The organism is Mycobacterium sp. TY815 (assembly GCF_030755135.1).
In the GTDB taxonomy this organism is placed as follows: Bacteria; Actinomycetota; Actinomycetes; order Mycobacteriales; family Mycobacteriaceae; genus Mycobacterium.
In genome coordinates, this window is record NZ_JAUFRX010000003.1 from 347,708 (window position 1) to 366,039 (window position 18,332).

Sequence of the window (18,332 nt, forward strand, 5' to 3'; positions counted from 1 at the left end):
GTTTTCCCTGGCCGAGTGTGAATTGCACGACGCGACACCCCGCCGACGCGTCGTGCAATTCACACTGGGCGCCTGAGATCTAGAGCTGTCCGGTCGCTTTCATCGCCAGATAGCGGTCGGCGAGGCCGGGTGCGATGTCGGTGGGTGGCGCGTCGACGACTTCCACCCCGCTGCGCCGCAACCGGGAGGCGATGGCACGGCGTTCGTTGCGGGAGCGCTCGGCTGCCGCGGCGTCATAGACCGCCGCCGCGTCGCTGCGGCCGGCCGCGAGCTCGTCGACCCGCGGGTCGGCCACCGCGGCAACCAGCACATGGTGTTTGGCCGACAACTGCGGCAGCATCGGCAGCAGTCCCTCGTCCAGCGCGGTCGAGTTCAAGTCGGTGAGCAACACCACCAGCGACCGCCGCCGGGTCCGTCGCAGAATTGCGGCAACCATTGCCCGCCAGTCGGATTCGACGAGCGCCGGTTGCAGGGGGGCCATCGCGTCGACCAGCTGGGCGAGCAGTTCGGTGCGCGACGCACCGAAGACGGCGGCCCGGCTCAACCGGTCGTGCGCGAGGAAGTCCACGTGGTCACCGGCGCGAGAGGCCAACGCCGCCAACAAGAGCGCGGCGTCCATCGCCCAGTCCAGCCGCGGCCAGCCGGCGGGGTCGGCGGCCGTCGGGTCGATGCCGACGCGCCCCGCCGCCATCCGTCCGGTGTCCAGCACGATCACCACACGGCGGTCCCGCTCAGGCCGCCAGGTGCGCACCATAACGTCGCTGCGCCGCGCGCTGGCTCGCCAGTCGATCGAGCGGACGTCGTCGCCGACGACATACTCACGTAGCGAATCGAATTCGGTGCCCTGCCCGCGGATCAGCGTCGGCAGCAGGCCGTCGATCTCCCGCAGCTTCGCCAGCCGCGACGGCAGGTGTTTGCGGGACAGGAACGGCGGCAGCACGCGCACCTGGCCGGGTACCGGCTGCGAACTCTGCCGGCCCGCGAAACCCAGTGGCCCGATCGAGCGCGCCGTCACCACCGCGGCCCGCTGGTCGCCGCGGCGGACCGGCCGAAGCTGCGTGTGCAGTTGCTGGCTCTGCCCCGGCGCGATGACCAACCGGTGGGTTCGGGGCTCACCGCGGGCGCTGGGCGGCCACGCGTCGCGAACCTGACCACGGAAACGGCGCCGTCCGTCGTTGTGGACCAACAGGCCGGCATCCACCGGCTGACCCAATCGGGCCGAACCGTTCGGCGATCGGACGAAGCGCAGCCGGCGAGTACTGGCAGCGAGCGCCACGTCGATGCTCACGATCGCTGCCAATACTGCCAGCAGGATCACGAAAGCCTTTGCCGGCCAGGGTGATACCGCGATCGGCAGGACGCAGACGAGCGCGAACAGTCCGGTGCGGCCGGTGAGGATCACTAGCGGGGCACCGGGACCGAGGCCAGGATGCCGTCCAGAACACCGTCGGGGGTGGCTCCCTCGAGTTCGGCTTCCGGGCGAAGCATGATCCGGTGCCGCAGCGTTGGGCGGGCCATGGCCTTGACGTCGTCGGGCGTCACGTAGTTGCGGCCGGACAGCCACGCCCAGGACCGGGCGGTATTGAGCAGCGCGGTCGCCCCGCGCGGTGAGACCCCCAGCTGCAGGGCGGGGGAGGAGCGGGTGGCCCCGACGATGTCGACGATGTAGCCCAGCACCTCGTCGGCGATCAGCACCTGACGCACCGCCTCGCGTCCGGCGGCCAGCTCCGCCGGACCCGCCACCGGCTTGATCGCAGACAAGTCGCGCGGATCGAATCCGTGCGCGTGCCGGCCGAGAATCGCGATCTCGGCGTCGCGCGGCGGCAGCGTGACGTTCAGCTTGAGCAGGAAGCGGTCGAGCTGGGCCTCGGGCAGCTGGTAGGTGCCCTCATACTCGATCGGGTTCTGGGTGGCGGCGACGATGAACGGGTCCGGCAGCGGCTTGGGTTCGCCGTCCACGCTGACCTGGCGCTCTTCCATCGCCTCGAGCAGCGCCGCCTGTGTCTTGGGTGGCGTGCGGTTGATCTCGTCGGCCAGCAACAGATTGGTGAACACCGGGCCCGGCCGGAAGGCGAACTCCGCGGTGTGGGTGTCATAGACCAGTGAGCCGGTGACGTCACCGGGCATCAGGTCGGGCGTGAACTGGACCCGCTTGAATTCGAGTTGCAGCGCTGCGGCCAGGGCACGGACCATCAGCGTCTTGGCCACCCCCGGAACGCCTTCGAGCAGGACGTGGCCGCGGCACAACAACGCGATCACCAGGCCGCTGACCACGCCCTCCTGCCCGACGACGGCTTTGCCGATTTCGGCTCGCAATCCCAGCAACGCCTCGCGGGCGGAATCCGGTTCTGTCACGAGTGGGTGACCTGCCTTTCGATGTCGTCGAGTGCACGGGCTAGCTGGAGTAGATCGGAGTCGTTGGCCGGTGGGGGTCCGAAAAGGTGGTACTGGACGAAATCCGGGTCGGCGCCACAGCGCCGGGCCACCGTCATCACCACCGCGGGCGGCGATGCGTTGGGGCCCAGGCCCAGCCGGGGCATCAGTCGTTGCAGTGTGGCTGTGCGCAGCGCCTCGGCGGCTCGGTCGCGCGCTCGCCGCGACCGGTAGAGGCGGCCACTGCCTTCCACTGTCTCCGATGCGCGCACCACGACGGGCAGGTCTTCGGCGACCAGTGGGCCGACCCGCCGGCCTTTCCACAGCGCAACGAGGATTACCACCAGCCAGAGCTGCCAGACCATCCAGGTCACGTTCTCCGGGATCAGATCCATCAGTGATGCTGGCTCCGAGGTGTGCCCCTCCGCGCGCTGCGGGGCGTACCAGATGAGCCGGGACCGGGCGCCGGCCAGATTCATCGCCAGTGCGGCGTTGCCCTCTTCCAGCAGGCCGTCGTTCTGCATGAAGTGGCTGGTGCCGACCACGGTGACGGTACGGCTTCCGTCGCGGTAGCTGACCAGCGCCCCGCCGTAGCAGCTGACGAGATCGAGGTCGCCTTTGGCCCGGTAAGCGTCACTCGGTCCGAGATTTACGGTGCCGGCCCGATTGGCTTGGCGGAGATCGCAATTCGGCTCGTTGTCCAGGTTGCTGGCGGCCCCGACGCGCAGCCGCGGCGTCAGAGCGGCGCGGATCCGCGACGTCGGATCCACCAGCAGCAGATCACCGGGTGCGTTGGACAGCTTGTCCAGCAACGAATTGTCGGTCAGGTACTGGGACTGCGCCACCAGGAGCAACGTGTCCGGCCGGGCGGCGCGCTGGACCTCGGCGACGGTGTTGGCGACCACCACCTCGACGCCGGCGTCGCTCAGCAGTGTCACCAGAGCGTGCGCGCCGGAGGGGCTAGTGGCCTCCGGGTCCATGGTGCCGCCGGGTCGCGGCGCGGTCAGGTATGTGGTGATCGACGCGACGATGACCAGTGCGGCAAGCGTGAGCAGCACCCCACGCCACGGGCGTCGTTGTTGCGTGGTGCCAGGCGGCACTCCGGGGCGGGTGAGCGTCACCGGACCTTCGCCCATGACTCCGGTGCGGCGGGTTGTGCCACCGCCGGCGACGCGGCGGACCGCGAACGTAGATGGTCGTCGAGGTCGGCGATCATCTGATAGGCGGCTTGTGTCCCTGGCCGTTCGCCGTAGGTCACGTCATTGAAAGCCGTTGCCGCCTGGGACATCTCCGCAGCCAGGTGGGGCAGTGCCTCGCCGGCGTCATGGGCCAGCTCGTTGGCGGTACGTCCGGGAACCTGAGTGAGCACCCCGGTCTCCTCCAGCTCACGGGCCACCGCGCGCAGCCGATGCCGGATGGCAGCCGCCCAATTGCCCTCGGCGGCGTAGGATTCCGCGGTCGCCCGATGCTGTGCGGCGGTCAGTTGTCCGGCCTCGAACAGTTCGTAGTCACCGCCGCGGTTGGTGCGGATGGTGCGGCGTGCGATCCGGATGGCGAAGAAGACGGCGATGGCCAGCAAGATCAGCAGCACGGTGACCGTGAACCATCCACCCGACACGTGCGACGCCTTCAACATCAGTTTGAGCAGGAATTCGTTGATCTTGTCGAAGATTTCGTCGGTCAACGACGGCCTGGGATAGATCGGCTTGTTCAACTCGCTTTGCGCAGCATCGTGCGCGGCATCGCGGTCGATGTCGATGGCGGGCACTGTGCTCCTCAGTAAGGCCGGGTGAGCCAGAGGTTGTCGGTGGATTCCACGGCTGCCATGCCGCCGGCCGCACCTGTCTGCAGCACCAGATCGAATGCCTCGGCGCGGATGCGCCTGTCGGTGTACAGCAGCACCACGACGCCGGCAACGAACGGGGTGGTGACGATCTGACTGATACCGCCGCCGATGGACGACAGCGCGGTGCCGACCAACAGCGTTGTGGTGCTCGACGCTCCCATCAACAAAATCTGACCGACGATGCTGAACGGTGCCGAGATCGCCCCGCCGACGATGCCGACCACCATGGCCGCCAGTACGCGGATGCCCAGTACCCGCCAGAAGCCGTTGCGCACCAACCGGAATGACCTGGTGATGGCGTCGAAGACCGGCAGCCGTTCCAGCACGATCAGCACCGGCGCGAACATCAGCACCGTGTACGCATAGGCGATTAATGCGGCCACCAGCAACAACAACGGGAACCCGACCAGCACCGCGGCGCCGGCATTGGCGGCCACTCCGACGCCGATCAGGATCACCACCACCAGCCCGATGATCACGGCCAGGCCGACGGCTTCCAGCAGTGCCAGGCCGAGCAGCGCCAGGAGGCGGCCCCGGACCTTGGCCCACGCCTCGCCGATGGTGATCGGCGAGCCGAACACCGCGCGCCCGACGATGACGGTGAGCATGCCGCTGAGCAGCATGCTGCCGAGCCAGCTGACCAGGGCGCTGCCGCCCAGCGACGCCGTCCATGCGCCGACGGCGCCCAGGCTGGGCTCGGACTTGTTGGTCTGCAGTGAGTTCGCGGCGGCGAGTGGACCGATGGTCGCCAGCAGCGAGATCACCTGCATGACGACCACGACCATGGCCGTCAGGCCCAGAGTCGGCTTCGGGTTGGCCCGGATGTAGCCCACGGCACCGTTGAAGATGTCGCTCAGGGTGAGCGGTCTCAGCGGAATGATGCCGGGCTTGACGGCGCCCGGGATCAATGGCGGACCGTAGCCCGGCGGGGTTTGGCCGTAGCCCGCGGGCGGGCCGTAGCCCGGTGGGGGCCCGTAGCCCGCGGGCGGGCCGTAGCCGGGAGGCTGTTGGCCGTAGCCCGCGGGCGGGCCGTAGCCCGGTGGGGGCCCGTAGCCCGAGGGCGGGCCGTAGCCGGAAGGCTGTTGGCCGTAGCCCGGCGGGTGGCCATAGCCCGCGGGCGGACCGTAACCCGGAGGTGGCCCGTAACCGGCGGACGGACCGTACCCGCCTGTCGCGGCATAAGCGGGAGGCGGGCCGTATGCGGGAGGTGGTCCGTATGCCGGAGGCGGCTCGTAGGCCGGGGGCGGCTCTTGACCGGCGGATCCCGGCGAAGTGTCACCCGGGTATTCAGGCGGCAGCGTGCTCACCGTAGGCAGCGGCTGTCGTCGTTTGTCATGGGGTCCATCCTGTCGGCGGTTGGTGCATTTCTCAATGTAGGTCCCCGGGTCAGCGCGTAGCGTCTGTGCAATGGCGGAACTCAAATCCCGGCTGCGGGCGGACCTGACCGACTCGATGAAGGCGCAGGACAAGTTGCGGACTGCGACACTGCGCATGTTGTTGGCGGCGATTCAGACTGAAGAGGTCTCGGGGAAAGAGGCCAAGGAGCTCACCGATGACGAGGTGCTCAAGGTGTTGGCCAGGGAGTCTCGCAAGCGGGGTGAGGCCGCCGAGATCTACACACAGAATGGTCGCGGCGAGCTCGCAGCCAACGAGCATGCCGAGGCGCGGATCATCGACGAATACCTGCCGACGCCGCTGACCGATGCCGAGGTGGTTGACGTCGTTGAGACCGCGATTGCCCAGGTTGCCGAGACGTTGGGGCACGCGCCTTCCAGGAAAGAGATGGGTCTCGTCATGAAGGTGGCGACCGGGATCGCCGAGGGGAAGGCGGACGGCTCGAGGCTGTCGGCGGCGGTGAAAGACCGGCTCTGACCTGGGCGTGAGTCCGGTGCAGGGAAGTGTCGGCGGGCCCGAGTAGTATCGAACACATGTTCGAATCGATGCCCGTCTTCGTCGTGGGAGGGGAAACCGTTCAGCGAGCTGACCGCGGCCGAGCGGATGGCGCGCTTCGATGCGCTGATGGGCCAGATGTTCGAACACCGCGAGGGCCTGCTGGGCAAGACCGCGGAATCGCGTGGGTGGGTGACGCGGGTGTGCGAGGCGGCGCGACTGGTCAATCAGGGTGCGGCCGCGGAGTTGGTGGCGATTGGGGAGTTGTTCGCCTACCGGCTGGCCCGGGGTGGGGAGCGAGAGGACTGGGCGATCGACACGATGAAGGCGGTGGCTGGGGAGGTGGCCGCGGGGTTGAAGATCAGTCAGGGCCGTGCGGAGACCAAGCTGCGCTATGCCCGGGCGATGCGTGAGCGGCTGCCGCAGGTGGCCGCGGTGTTGTGTGCCGGGGACATCGACCTGGAAGCGTTTTCCACGATTGTGTTCCGTACCGATCTGATCGAGGACCCGCAGGTGCTGGCGGTCGTGGACGCTAAGATCGCCGCGCGGGTGACACGGTGGCCCTCGCTGAGCCGGGGGCGGCTGTCGCAGAAGGTCGATGCGATCGTCGTTAACGCAGATGCCGATGCGGTGCGCCGCCGCAAAGAGGCGCAGACGGATCGGGAGGTGTGGATCGGCGGCGAGTCCGACGGGCTGTCGCAGATCGACGGCCGGTTGCGCAGTACCGACGCCCAGGCCCTCGATGCGCGACTGACAGCGTTGGCGGCCACGGTGTGCCCGCATGATCCGCGTACCGCCGCCCAGCGCCGCGCTGATGCGTTGGGGGCGCTGGCTGCTGATGCGACCCGGCTGGGCTGTGAATGCGGCCGTTCCGATTGCACCGCCGCCGGCAGAAAGCCGTCCGGCCCGGTGGTGATTCAGGTGATCGCCGAACAAGCCACCCTCAACGGGCACGCCGACAACCCCGCCTACCTACTGGGCGGGCAGGACCTCATCACCCCTGAACTGCTGGCCGAGTTGGCGCTGTGCGCCAAACAGGTGCCGTTGATCCATCCCGGCTACGCCGCACCCGAACCCCACTACACCCCCTCGCAGGGGCTGGCCGATTTCGTGCGGGCCCGGGATCTGACGTGCCGCTGGCCCGGCTGCGACGTACCAGCCACCCGCTGCGATCTGGATACCATCCCCTACGCCCAGGGCGGGCCCACCCATGCCGGCAACCTCAAGTGCTACTGCCGCACGCATCATTTGATGAAAACGTTCTGGGGCTGGAGCGAGCAGCAACTCGCCGACGGCACCCTGATCCTGACCTCCCCGGGCGGAGACACCCACGTCACCACCCCCGGTAGCGCGCTGCTGTTTCCCAGCCTGTGCCACGCCGTGGGCGGCATGCCCGCCCCCGAAGCCCAAACCACCCCACCGGCCGACTACTGCGCCGAACGCACCGCGATGATGCCCACCCGCCGCCGCACCCGCACCCAAGACCGCGCCGCCCGCGTCACCGCCGAACGCCGCGCCAACCACCAGGCCCGCACGGCCACCGGCTCCACTACCGCCGACCACTTCGCCTACGCCGACAACCACCCACCACCACACCCCAACGACGACCCGCCACCCTTCTGAGGACCGGTCAACACCTCACCCAGAGGCGACGGCGAAAAGACGCCACTCACCGGGCACTCCTTTGAGTTGGTGCGCCGCAGGCGGAACTTCTTCTGACAATCCAGCGTCGTTTGCTTCGCCGGTCGCAGGGTACCCCCAGGTATGCCCCGGTTCGGATATACCCTGATGACAGAGCAAGCTGGTCCCAAAGAGCTTGTGCGCGATGCTGTTTCGGCCGAACAACGGGGATTCGACTTCGAGGTCTGCAGCGATCACTTTTCGCCGTGGCTGACTTCGCAGGGTCACGCCCCTAACGCATGGGCTGTGCTCGGCGCGGTGGCGCACGCCACCGAACGCGTCGATCTCTACTCCTACGTGACGTGCCCCACCATGCGGTACCACCCCGCGATCGTCGCTCAGCAGGCCGCCACCGTGCAGATTCTTTCCGACGGACGCTTCACGCTGGGCCTGGGTAGTGGCGAGAATCTCAACGAACACGTGATCGGCAAAGGCTGGCCGACCGTCGAGCGCCGCCAGGACATGTTGCGCGAAGCCATCAAGATCATCCGCGAACTCTTCGGCGGCGAACTGGTGGACTGGCGCGGCGAATACTTCCAGGTGGACTCCGCCCGCTTGTGGGACGCACCGGACGTGCCGCCCGGCATCGGAGTGGCGATGGCGGGCGCCAGGGGCGTCGAGAAGTTCGGCAAACTGGCCGACCACCTCATCGCGGTGGAACCCGACCAGGAACTGGTCGACGCCTGGCGCACGGCCCGCCAGAGCGGCGGCTGGCCCGGCGCCGGCCGGGTCGTCGGGCAGCTGCCGGTGTGCTGGGATCCCGACCGCGACGCGGCGGTCGCCCGGGCACACGATCAGTTCCGCTGGTTTGCCGGCGGCTGGACAGTCAACGCGGACCTGCCGACGCCCGCCGGATTCGCCGGCGCAACACAGTTCGTGCGGCCCGAGGATGTAGCGGAGAGCATCCCCTGCGGTCCGGACCTGGATGCGATCGTCGAGGCCGCGAAGTCTTACTGGGAGGCCGGTTTCACAGATATCGCGCTCGTTCAGATCGGTGGCGACACTCAACAGCAATTCCTGAAGGAAGCCGCCGAGCCATTGCTGGATGCGCTGCGCAGCGCCTCGAGCTGACTGAACGCCACGTTTGGGTGGCCGTTGCACGGGTATCGCTGCCGTTAGCGATGGCGCAATCGCGGGTCGGATCCGCTCAACAGTACGCAATGACGAACGCCGGATTATCCGGCGACGCAAGGAGTTCGACCAATGAACGATTCCGCGGCAAGTAAGACGGCGGTTCTGGTCAAAGCACTGGGTGCGGCAAGTCTCGGCCTCGGGCTGTCCGAAATCGTGGCACCGGGGAGAATCGCAGCGCTTGCCGGCGTAGACGAAACGAGGCGATCCCGCGCGATTATCCGTGCCTTGGGTATGCGTGAATGTGGGCACGGCGCAGCGTTGTTGGCGGGCCCGGACAAACTCGTCTGGACTCGCGTCGCTGGCGACGTGCTCGACGTCGCGTTCCTGGGGGCAGGCGTCATGCGCCGTGGGCCCGGCCGGCGCCGGCGCGGCCTGATTACCGCTGCCGCGCTCACTGCGATAGGCGGGGCGGACCTCTATGCAGCGCTGCGCACCACGCACGGTGACACCGCCCGCCACGCGGGTGGTCAGCCGCCCCGGACGTTGCGCGCCGCCGTCACCGTTCTGCGCACTCCGGAATACGTGTACGGCTTCTGGCGTAACCTGGAAAACCTGCCGACGTTCATGCACCACCTGCAATCGGTGACCACCGCACAGGACGGATGCTCGCACTGGATCGCCAATTCGCCTGTCGGGCAACCTGTTCAGTGGGACGCGCAGATCACCGAGGACCTGCCCGGCAAGCGGATCGCATGGCAATCGCTGCCGGGCTCGGGAATCGAGAACAGCGGGTGCGTCGACTTCACCCCCGATCCCACGGGCAAAAGCACCGAGGTACGGGTCACGATGGCCTACCAGATGCCCGGCGGTGCGCTCGGCAAGGCAGCGGCCACCCTCCTGGGGGAGTCTCCCGATCAGCAGGTCAATGACGATCTCCGCCGTTTCAAACAGATCCTGGAGACCGGTCAGGTGTTGCGTTCAGACGGATCGCCGGACGGCACTGTCGCACGCCGGCAGCTGCATCAGCAGTCGGCCCAGCCCTCAGGCAAGGTGGTGTCGCGATGAAGGCCACAGTATGGGCGGGGCGCAATAACGTTGAGGTGCAATCGGTTCCGGATCCCAAGATTCTCAACGACCGAGACGCCATCGTGCGGGTCACGTCGACCGCGATCTGCGGTTCGGATCTGCACATCTACAACGGCTACATCCCCACCGTCAAAGACGGCGACATCCTCGGACACGAATTCATGGGTGAGGTGGTGGAAGTTGGCAAGGGCGTCGACAATCTCCAGGTTGGCGACCGGGTGGTGGTGCCGTTCCCGATCGCCTGCGGAGCTTGCTCGGCGTGCGACCGTGACCTCTACTCACTCTGCGAAAACTCGAACCCCAACGCGGGAATCGCCGAAAAGCTGATGGGGCATTCCCCCGCCGGCCTCTTCGGCTATTCGCACATGCTCGGCGGATTCGCTGGTGGGCAAGCCGAATACGCACGCGTCCCGTTCGCCGACGTCGGTCCGCTGAAGGTCGACGACGACCTCACCGATGACCAGGCGCTGTTCCTCTCCGACATCCTCCCGACCGGCTACATGGGTGCCGAGATGTGCGACATCACACCCGGCGACGTCGTCGCGGTGTGGGGTGCCGGTCCGGTCGGCCTGTTCGCGGCGGTGAGCGCCCGGCTGCTCGGCGCGGCACAGGTGATCGTGATCGACCGGGTGCCTTACCGATTGGAGCTGGCGGAGCGGTTGGGGGCCACCCCGCTGAACTTCGCTGAAACGTCGGTGCTCGGAGAGTTGCAGGAGATCACCGCCGGCCGGGGGCCCGACCACTGCATCGACGCGGTCGGTATGGAGGCCCGCAACAGCTCCAAGGTGGTCGACGCCTATGACCGGGTCAAGCAGGCCACGCGGCTGGAAACCGAACGGCCACACGCGATTCGGGAAGCCGCGATGAGCTGTCGTAACGGCGGCACGATTTCGATCGTCGGTGTCTACGGCGGAATGATGGACAAATTCCCGATCGGGGCGGTGCTGAACCGCTCGCTGACCATCAAGACCGGACAGTGCCACGTCCACCGCTATATGCGTCCGCTGCTAGAACGGATCCGCAACGGTGAGATCGATCCGACGGCAATCATCAGTCACCATTTACCGTTGAACCAGGCGCCGAAGGGCTACGAAATCTTCAAACACAAGCAGGACAACTGCACAAAAGTGGTTCTGAATCCCTAAAAGGAGCATTGTCGATGACACTGGACGGCAAAAGAATTGCCATCTTAGCCGCCGACGGCGTAGAAAAGGTCGAACTCGAGCAACCCCGTGAGGCGCTGCGGGAAGCGGGTGCGCGAATCGACATCGTGTCGCTGAAAACCGGTGAAATCCAAGCCCGCAATCACGATCTCGAACCCGCTGGGACGATCACGGTGGACCGTGCTGTGAAAGACTCGTCCGCCGCGGACTATGACGGTCTGATTCTGCCGGGTGGCACAGTCAACCCGGACAAACTGCGTGCCGACGAAGCCGCGGTTTCATTCGTCCGCGAGTTCGTGGAGTCCGGAAAGCCCGTCGCGGCAATATGTCACGGCCCTTGGACGCTGGTCGAAGCCGGCGTGGTGGCCGGCCGCACCCTGACTTCATACCCGAGCATCCGCACCGATCTCCGCAATGCCGGAGCACGCGTCGTCGACGAAGAAGTAGTGGTCGACGGGAATCTGATCACCAGTCGGTCACCAAGAGATTTGTCGGCCTTTTGTTCAACGATTTTGCGGCAATTCGCCGAGGTGCCCGCCGCTTCGTCCGAATAACGACAAACTCCTGAAATCGGTTTTAACACCCAAATTTGGGGGCATCAAAACGCCGAGCCGTGATCGCCACGGCAATTCCTCCGACGGGTCGAGAAAGGCTTGCCGTGACGACCACCTACCCAGCGCCAGTCGAATCTCTGATTGCCGAAAGGGTCTATCAACCTCAGTACGACTCCTACCTGCTGGTCGACACGATGCGGCGGTCAGGTCTGATTCCGCAACGCCGAGTGCTCGACCTCTGCACCGGTTCAGGATTCGTCGCCATCTCGGCAGCCGAAATGGGTTGCGCAAGTGTGACCGCCTACGACATCTGCCCCTCGGCCGTTATGTACTCGCGGGGCAACGCGGCCGGCGCCGGGGTGGATGTCGATGTGCGGCAGGGATCTTGGGTCAAGGCGCTGGATCATGGCCCGTATGACGTTGTCGTCTCCAACCCGCCCTATGTGCCGACCCCGCCATTGGACGACACGGGCACTATCGCGTCCATCGCCGGCCCGTCCCGGGCTTACAACGCGGGTCCGGACGGGCGGTTAGTCCTGGATCCGCTGTGCGGGTCAGCGTCGAAGTTGCTGGCGGACGGTGGATCGCTGTTGCTGGTGCACTCGGCCCTCGCCGGTGTCGAGCAGACTGTGCAATCCCTGCGTGACACCGGCCTGAAGGCCGATGTCGTTGCATCACAGCTCATCCCGTTCGGACCGGTGTTGACGGCGCGAGCACAATGGCTGGAGGAGACCGGCCGCATCGGGCGCGGTTGCCGGAAGGAGCAGATTGTGGTGATCCGGGCGGACAAGCCGTGAGCACGACTCGCGTGCAGGTAATACCCAACGGGCCGGTGCTGGTTTCCGGCCCGGCGCGGATCGAGACGCCAGGCGGTGACGTAGTGGAGTCCGATCGGTTCATGGTCGCCGTGTGCACGTGCCGGCGCAGCCAGGATTACCCGCTGTGCGACACCAGTCACCGGCGGTGCCGCGGCCCCAAGGTCGAGCGAATGCTCAACGCCGAACGCTGACTCACTCAGGGCAACCGCCGCAAGGACGACCGCCCCTGCTGCCAGGCGCTCATCAGCGCGTCGGCCAACCGGTCTTCGACGGCGGCGTGCGCACGGATTCCGAAGACGATATCGCTGTCCAGGTGCGGTTCGCGGGCCAGTAGATCGCCGACCACGTCGTTGCGCACCACATGCTCGTGCACCGCGTCGGCCTCCACATGCTCCTGGTAGAAAGCCACGCATTCGGCGGGCGCCTGCATCCGCCGCAGCGCGTCGACCATGCGCCGAGACCCCGGCGGTGAGGTGATCTCGGTGGATGCGAAATGCCCGACCGCGGCGCCACGCCACCGCCGGTGCAACCCGAACAGAGACATCAGGTTCACCGCCGCAAGGGCCTCCGCCGGCACCGCGTCCAGGTAAGCCAGGTAAGTCGAATCGAGGCCCGCCGCGTTCAACAAGTCGGCGAAAAGCTGTTGGTGCATCTTCGGGCCCGAGCCGGCACCGTACTCGTCGAACTCGATCGCGACGAACGCCGCCTTGGCGGTTCCGGTCAGACGGGGGATAGCGAACGCGTGCGGATCGCCCTCCTTGAGGTGGTAGAGGGATCGGTGCACGAAATATTCGCGCATCTGCTCCCAGGTCCCGCTGTCCCGCAGATACCAGGACGGACCGGTGCCTTGACGGGGTTCGATGGTCAGCGACTCCATTTCCGCGGCGGCGGTGTGGCCGGCATCGATGGGCCCGACGTCGCGACGTACGCCAGCCAGGAAGACGCGCTCCAGTTCCGCGCGTAAGCCCAGCAGCGCGGGGTTCCATTCCCATCCCGGATCCACCGACGCAAAGCCGCGGTAGTGCAGTTCGTAGCACATGTACAGCGCCAGCTGCAGGTCCAGGCCGTAGGGATCGGAGTCGCGCACCGACGCTCCGATGCCGCTCGACGGCTCGCGGGACACCGGTGCGGAAAGAATGCGGCGTACAGCCGTCGACAAGGGACCGTGGGCCGCCGGCAGGGCGGGTTCAACGGTGATCGACGTGTGGGTCACCACGATGTTCTACCCCGCTATCCGGCAGGCAAACGAAAAACGATGTCGACGGTGGTGCCGTCGGGGCGGTGGTCTATCTCCATCGACTCGCTCATCACCCTCATCAGCGGCAGGCCCCGGCCGCCGTTTCCGGGATCGGCGGCCGGCGGCTTCCACGATCCCGAATCGACGATCCGCGCGTGGATCTCTCCGTCGGAGGCCTCCACATCGAGCCGCATGGTGCCGACCTCGTGTCCTTCGTAGGCATGCTCGACGCAGTTGGTGCATGCCTCGCTGATCACCAGCACGATGTCGGAGGCCTGCAGCTCGAGGACGCCGGCGGCCTGCAGCCAGGGAGTCAGCGCCCGCCGGATGGGCGCCAGATTCTCCGCGGTCGCCGGCGTTTCGAGGCGCAGCGGAGCCAACCGGTGCCGGTACAGAACCATCGCGACGTCGTCGTCGTAGCCGTCCGCCGGTGCCAGCTGGTCGAGCACCGCATCGGCAACTGCATCGATCGGCAGCCCCGCATTGTCTGACAGGACATCGGCGACGCGGGCAAGTCCTTCGTCGATGGACTCGCGCCGGCGCTCCACCAGGCCGTCGGTGAACCAGATCAGCGTCGACCCCGGCGGCAGCAGCTCGGCCGCCTGCGGTCGAGTTTCGTTGCGGCGCACCGCCAGTGGTACCGAACTGGCCTCGGTGAGCAGCGTCGTGCCCGCCTCGGGCCGGACGAGGACAGCGGGCATGTGCCCGGCGTTGCTGTACTCGAGTACGCCGGATTCGGTGTCGATGATCGCCAGGAACACCGTCGTGCAGTACGCGTCCGGAATGAGCGACGCCGCGGCGTCGAGTTGCTCCAGCAACAGCGCCGGTTTGGCGCCGGTGAGCAGCAGGGCGCGCGCGGAACTGCGCAGTTGGCCCATGATCGCGGCGGCAGGCAACCCACGCCCCACACAGTCGCCGACGACGATGCCGATGCGGGTCTCGTCGATCGGAAGGACGTCGTACCAGTCACCGCCGATCTCCAGCGGCGGCACCGCGGGCTCGTACCGCACCGCGAAACCAGGTGGCGGCGTCATCGGCGGCAGCATCGCCCGTTGCAGGGTCAGCGACGTCACCCGTGCGGCCTCGAACTGCCTGACGTGCTGAATGGCCAGACTCAGATGACCGATGAGCATCGTCACCAGCAGCTTGTCCTCGGCACTTACCCAGCGCGGTGCAGCGAGTTCCAGCCACAGGGCCACGTCCCCGGCGCCGGAAAGCATCGCGACCAAACCGCACGCCTTGCCGGGGGCGTCCGGCCACTCGACCGTCTTCGCGGTCAGCGGCAATTGGTGGCGGGCTTCCTGGAAGATCTTCCGTAGTCCGGAATCCATGGTGCGCCAATTCGATTCCTGCGGATCGCCCGCGCCGATCACCTGCGGTTCGGCCTCGCCGGACGGCCACATCACCGCGACCACCCGGCGCACGTCGACCGTGGCACGGCTCTCGCCCAGCGTGATCTCCAGCACCTCTGCGACGCTCTTGGCCACACTCACCGAGGTGGCCAAGCGCATGACCGCGCTCTCGCGCGCGGCGAAGGCCCGCCGGGCGGTGACGTCACGGACGGTCCCGACGTACACGTCCGGCCCGCCGTCGGGACCGCGAACGGCGTTGATACTCACCGCCACCCACGCCGGATGCCCGTCGCGGTGACGTACCGGGATCTCGTACTCGGCGCTGCCCAGTTCCCGGACCCGCTGCTGCTCGGCGTAGGTGCCGTCCCGGTCCACCAGCCACGGTTGTGGCCACGAATACGGCAGACCGTCGGCGCCGTATCCGAGAATCTCGGCGAAGGCACTGTTGATTTCGACCACCGCGCCGTGCTCGTCGGCGACGAAAAAACCCTCCTGCAGCGAGTTCACCAACGCGGTGCGGAACCTGTCCCGGTCGGCAAGGTCTTCGGCGCGGGCCCGTTCCTGCGCGTACCGCCTTGTGCCGTCGATGAATCCGCGGGTCGCGACGTCCAGCGGGGCCAGGGTCTGCAACACGAACTCCAGCGCGGTGCCCCGATCCACCTGCTCGGTCTGCGAAAGTTCGTCAAGGAGCCAGAACGTGTTCTCGATGATGTCGAGCATGCTGATCTGTTCCTGCAGTGCCCGGCGCCCGAGTTCGTGCCCCACCGCCAGGCTGTCCTCGTTGCGCGTTTGCAGATAGGTCCGCAGCGCAGCGCGGTAGTGATCGTGAAATTCGTCGGTGTAGGTCATGTCGCGATACCCCGGTGACGTGCGGCCAGCACCATGGCGTCGTCGGTTTCCTTAGCGTGCTTGGCCAAGGCCTGCTCGGCGATGTCGGCAGCGGAAGCCGCGAAGTCGATGTGGTCGAGGTAGTCCTCGGAGATGCCGTCGCTGGTGATCATCAGCAGATCGCCGGTTCGTATCGAAACCACTTGTGCAGGGCGGGTTTCCGGAATCCGGTAACCGACGATGCCGCCGGCCAGCCGGGCGCTGGAACGGACTTGCACGCCGCCGACGCTCTTGGCCACCAGGTTCGCGCGGACATTGCCGATACCGGTCCAGGTCAGCTTGCTGGTCTGAAAATCGATGCGGGCCAGCGACATTGCGGCACCCCTGGTGCCCGTCAGCACCCGGTGGCAGAGCGCGACCAGAACCTCCAGCCGCTCCCCGCGGGCATTCGCGAGCGCCTCGACTCCCGCGAGCGCGGCGCCGGCAGCGGCCGGTCCGTGGCCCAGCCCGTCCAGCACGCCGAACAGCGCTGCCTCGCCGTCCACCTCCACCGCAATGGCCTGGTCGCCGCAGAGTTGCTCGCCCGGGCGGGGGCGACCCGCCGTCGCCCACTCGATCGGACCGAACCGACCCGCCGACCGGGCTCGGTCAGGCACGGGCCGGAACCCATTTCCACATCTCGATGACCGTTCCGCGCCCCAGCGAGGACTCCACGATCAGGCGATCCATCAGGCGCCGGGCACCCGGGAGTCCCATGCCCAGCCCGCGACCGGTGGTGTATCCGTCTTCCATCGCCCGGTCGATGTCGGCGATGCCGGGACCTTCGTCTTCGGCGCGCACAATAAGCGCCCTGCGTCCCTCCCGGTCGGCCACGCCGACCCGAACCTCCCCGTGCCCGGCATAGCTGGTGATGTTGCGGGCGATCTCGGAGATCGCGGTGGCGATCATCGTGACGTCGGTCAGGGAAAATCCCAGATCGAGGGCGAGCTGATGGCCGGCTTTGCGGGCAGCGACGATGTCGTCGGAGGTGTTGATGGCGACCACGACCTCACCCGCCACCATCGCGCCCGATCATCGATTTACCCAGCCCCAGTTGCTTGTTCAGCAGCGCGATGCCCTCTTCCAGGTCGAGCGCGGTGCTCATGTCGTCGAAAGCCAGTCCGAGCTGCACCATGGCGAACGCGACCTCCGGTTGCAGGCCCACGATCACCGTGGTGGCCCCCCGTAGCCGGGTCATGTGCGCGATGGTGCGCAATGACCGGGCCGCGAACGAATCCATCACGTCGATGGCGGTCACGTCGACGACGATCCCCTGCGCGCGGAACCTGCTGACCCGCTCCATCAGGTCCTCGCGCAACCGCTCGGTGTCGGAGTCGGTGAGCGCGGCCTGAACGGTGGCGATCAGGATCGCGCCCTGCTTCAGAATCGGTACGGGCATGGACGGGTCGCCGACCTATTCGCCGGTGCGGGTGACTTCGTAACCCAGCAGGCGCTCGGCTTCTTCGATGCCGCCCTGCAGGTCGCCGACGGCATTCATCTTCGACAGGTCCAGCCCGATGGTCACCAGGGTCAGTGCGATTTCGGACGACAGGCCGGTGATGATGACGCTCGCGCCCATCAGTCCCGACGCGTCGACCGTCTGCACCAGGTGATTGGCCACCGTGGAGTCGATGGTGGGGACACCGGTGATGTCGATGACGACCACCTTGGCGCGGTTGGCGCGGATGGCGCGCAGCAGTTGCTCGGTGACCTGCCGGGCGCGCTGGCTGTCGAGCACGCCGATGATCGGCAGAATCAGCAGCTGCTCGCGGACCTGCAACACCGGCGTCGACAGCTCGCGGATTGCCTCCTGCTGCTGACGGATGATGCGCTCGCGCTCCTGCACGAAGCTGACGCCCACCGTGTTGGCGATGCGGTTCGCCGCCGGCTCGTAGGCGTCCAGCACGCGGTTGAGCATGTCGAATTCGGCCTGGTACTTCTCGAACAACGAGCGCGCGAGGACGTCACGCAGCAACAGCACGATCCCGAGCACCTCGTCGGTCTCCACGCCCCGGGGAATGATGCGTTCGGAAAGGTCGCGCGCGTAATCCTGCAGCGCCTCGACGCTGCCGGTCTCGAGCACTTCCACGTAATTGTCGTAGACGGCGGTCGCCTCGGAGAAGATTTCTTCGGGGGTCATCGCGGTGAGAAGTTCCGCCTCCGTGATCCGGCGGGCCCATTCTTCGCGCAGCGCGGTCCGATTTCGCCGCAGGTGCTGCACCAGCTGTGGCAGCAAACCTTCGGAGGAGACGCTGTTACCGGTGCTGCTGGATTCTGACGGCGAATCTGACATGTGCCCCTCCAAGCCGCTCCTAGCCCACCGCAGGCCCCTAAGGGGAGACTAGCTTGAGCTGTGGCGACGGACGTGTTGAGGTCTTCTACTTCTTGGGAT

General features: G+C 67.0%; 19 protein-coding genes. 8 read left to right on the forward strand and 11 right to left on the reverse strand.

Annotated elements, in window-relative coordinates; genetic code table 11:
- Positions 1-79 precede the first annotated feature (79 nt).
- The 5 genes from QXK92_RS27380 to QXK92_RS27400 are packed head-to-tail and all read right to left on the reverse strand — an operon-like array spanning position 80 to position 5,640.
- A complete protein-coding gene (locus tag QXK92_RS27380; protein ID WP_306247049.1) occupies positions 80-1,402 on the reverse strand; it encodes a DUF58 domain-containing protein in 1,323 nt (440 codons plus the stop codon).
- On the reverse strand, positions 1,402-2,355 hold the full coding sequence (locus tag QXK92_RS27385; protein WP_306247051.1) for a MoxR family ATPase: 954 nt from the start codon (positions 2,353-2,355) through the stop codon (positions 1,402-1,404). Before QXK92_RS27385 ends, QXK92_RS27380 begins: the two co-directional genes overlap by 1 nt.
- Positions 2,352-3,509 carry a DUF4350 domain-containing protein gene (locus QXK92_RS27390; protein WP_306247053.1) on the reverse strand — a complete coding sequence of 386 codons (1,158 nt, stop codon included), beginning with the start codon at positions 3,507-3,509 and terminating at the stop codon, positions 2,352-2,354. The genes QXK92_RS27385 and QXK92_RS27390 overlap by 4 nt, the downstream gene beginning before the upstream one ends.
- Complete coding sequence (locus tag QXK92_RS27395; protein WP_306247055.1) at positions 3,491-4,141, reverse strand: DUF4129 domain-containing protein; 651 nt, start codon at positions 4,139-4,141, stop codon at positions 3,491-3,493. The genes QXK92_RS27390 and QXK92_RS27395 overlap by 19 nt, the downstream gene beginning before the upstream one ends.
- An 8-nt stretch (positions 4,142-4,149) precedes the next feature.
- A complete protein-coding gene (locus QXK92_RS27400) occupies positions 4,150-5,640 on the reverse strand; it encodes a hypothetical protein (RefSeq protein ID WP_306247057.1) in 1,491 nt (496 codons plus the stop codon).
- Between QXK92_RS27400 and QXK92_RS27405 the strand changes: the two genes are divergently transcribed.
- The 8 genes from QXK92_RS27405 to QXK92_RS27440 all read left to right on the forward strand — a co-directional run bounded on the left by QXK92_RS27405 (position 5,627) and on the right by QXK92_RS27440 (position 12,675).
- The gene (locus tag QXK92_RS27405) at positions 5,627-6,091 is read left to right on the forward strand and encodes a GatB/YqeY domain-containing protein (protein WP_306247059.1); all 465 of its coding nucleotides are present in this window, start codon (positions 5,627-5,629) and stop codon (positions 6,089-6,091) included. The genes QXK92_RS27400 and QXK92_RS27405 overlap by 14 nt on opposite strands.
- Positions 6,092-6,238: 147 nt before the next feature.
- Positions 6,239-7,732, forward strand: a complete 1,494-nt coding sequence (locus tag QXK92_RS27410) for an HNH endonuclease signature motif containing protein (RefSeq protein ID WP_306247964.1) — start codon at positions 6,239-6,241, stop codon at positions 7,730-7,732.
- 141 nt (positions 7,733-7,873) lie between these two features.
- Complete coding sequence (locus tag QXK92_RS27415; protein WP_306247060.1) at positions 7,874-8,860, forward strand: LLM class F420-dependent oxidoreductase; 987 nt, start codon at positions 7,874-7,876, stop codon at positions 8,858-8,860.
- Between the two features lie 132 nt (positions 8,861-8,992).
- Positions 8,993-9,928, forward strand: a complete 936-nt coding sequence (locus tag QXK92_RS27420) for an SRPBCC family protein (protein ID WP_306247062.1) — start codon at positions 8,993-8,995, stop codon at positions 9,926-9,928.
- Positions 9,925-11,094 carry a zinc-dependent alcohol dehydrogenase gene (locus QXK92_RS27425; protein ID WP_306247064.1) on the forward strand — a complete coding sequence of 390 codons (1,170 nt, stop codon included), beginning with the start codon at positions 9,925-9,927 and terminating at the stop codon, positions 11,092-11,094. Before QXK92_RS27420 ends, QXK92_RS27425 begins: the two co-directional genes overlap by 4 nt.
- 8 nt (positions 11,095-11,102) lie before the next feature.
- A complete protein-coding gene (locus tag QXK92_RS27430; RefSeq protein ID WP_306247066.1) occupies positions 11,103-11,666 on the forward strand; it encodes a type 1 glutamine amidotransferase domain-containing protein in 564 nt (187 codons plus the stop codon).
- 104 nt (positions 11,667-11,770) lie between these two features.
- Positions 11,771-12,463, forward strand: coding sequence for a HemK2/MTQ2 family protein methyltransferase (locus tag QXK92_RS27435; RefSeq protein WP_306247068.1), 693 nt, complete (start codon positions 11,771-11,773; stop codon positions 12,461-12,463).
- Positions 12,460-12,675: a CDGSH iron-sulfur domain-containing protein gene (locus tag QXK92_RS27440; protein ID WP_306247070.1), complete on the forward strand. Its 216-nt coding sequence runs from the start codon at positions 12,460-12,462 to the stop codon at positions 12,673-12,675. The genes QXK92_RS27435 and QXK92_RS27440 overlap by 4 nt, the downstream gene beginning before the upstream one ends.
- A gap of 5 nt (positions 12,676-12,680) precedes the next feature.
- On the opposite strand, the gene QXK92_RS27445 is transcribed toward QXK92_RS27440, so the two are convergent.
- Genes QXK92_RS27445 through QXK92_RS27470 form a run of 6 tightly spaced genes read right to left on the reverse strand, consistent with a single transcriptional unit; the run spans position 12,681 to position 18,233 of the window.
- Positions 12,681-13,697, reverse strand: coding sequence for an iron-containing redox enzyme family protein (locus QXK92_RS27445; RefSeq protein ID WP_306247072.1), 1,017 nt, complete (start codon positions 13,695-13,697; stop codon positions 12,681-12,683).
- A gap of 17 nt (positions 13,698-13,714) precedes the next feature.
- Positions 13,715-15,922, reverse strand: a complete 2,208-nt coding sequence (locus QXK92_RS27450) for a SpoIIE family protein phosphatase (RefSeq protein WP_306247073.1) — start codon at positions 15,920-15,922, stop codon at positions 13,715-13,717.
- Entirely contained in the window at positions 15,919-16,518 is a 600-nt protein-coding gene (locus QXK92_RS27455; RefSeq protein ID WP_306247966.1) for a SpoIIE family protein phosphatase, read from the reverse strand. Before QXK92_RS27455 ends, QXK92_RS27450 begins: the two co-directional genes overlap by 4 nt.
- Before the next feature lie 31 nt (positions 16,519-16,549).
- Positions 16,550-16,960 (reverse strand): anti-sigma regulatory factor, encoded by a 411-nt coding sequence (locus QXK92_RS27460; protein ID WP_306247968.1) that lies wholly within the window; start codon positions 16,958-16,960, stop codon positions 16,550-16,552.
- Positions 16,950-17,339 (reverse strand): STAS domain-containing protein, encoded by a 390-nt coding sequence (locus QXK92_RS27465; RefSeq protein WP_065132435.1) that lies wholly within the window; start codon positions 17,337-17,339, stop codon positions 16,950-16,952. The genes QXK92_RS27460 and QXK92_RS27465 overlap by 11 nt, the downstream gene beginning before the upstream one ends.
- A 15-nt stretch (positions 17,340-17,354) precedes the next feature.
- Entirely contained in the window at positions 17,355-18,233 is an 879-nt protein-coding gene (locus QXK92_RS27470) for an STAS domain-containing protein (RefSeq protein WP_065048101.1), read from the reverse strand.
- Between the last annotated feature and the right edge of the window lie 99 nt (positions 18,234-18,332).

Coding starts and splice junctions, on each gene's coding strand:
- QXK92_RS27405 (WP_306247059.1), top strand. CDS start 5,627: ATGGCGGAACTCAAATCCCGGCTGCGGGCGGACCTGACCGACTCGATG.
- QXK92_RS27390 (WP_306247053.1), bottom strand. CDS start 3,509: ATGGGCGAAGGTCCGGTGACGCTCACCCGCCCCGGAGTGCCGCCTGGC.
- QXK92_RS27415 (WP_306247060.1), top strand. CDS start 7,874: ATGCCCCGGTTCGGATATACCCTGATGACAGAGCAAGCTGGTCCCAAA.
- QXK92_RS27410 (WP_306247964.1), top strand. CDS start 6,239: ATGGGCCAGATGTTCGAACACCGCGAGGGCCTGCTGGGCAAGACCGCG.
- QXK92_RS27470 (WP_065048101.1), bottom strand. CDS start 18,233: ATGTCAGATTCGCCGTCAGAATCCAGCAGCACCGGTAACAGCGTCTCC.
- QXK92_RS27465 (WP_065132435.1), bottom strand. CDS start 17,339: ATGCCCGTACCGATTCTGAAGCAGGGCGCGATCCTGATCGCCACCGTT.
- QXK92_RS27420 (WP_306247062.1), top strand. CDS start 8,993: ATGAACGATTCCGCGGCAAGTAAGACGGCGGTTCTGGTCAAAGCACTG.
- QXK92_RS27450 (WP_306247073.1), bottom strand. CDS start 15,922: ATGACCTACACCGACGAATTTCACGATCACTACCGCGCTGCGCTGCGG.
- QXK92_RS27425 (WP_306247064.1), top strand. CDS start 9,925: ATGAAGGCCACAGTATGGGCGGGGCGCAATAACGTTGAGGTGCAATCG.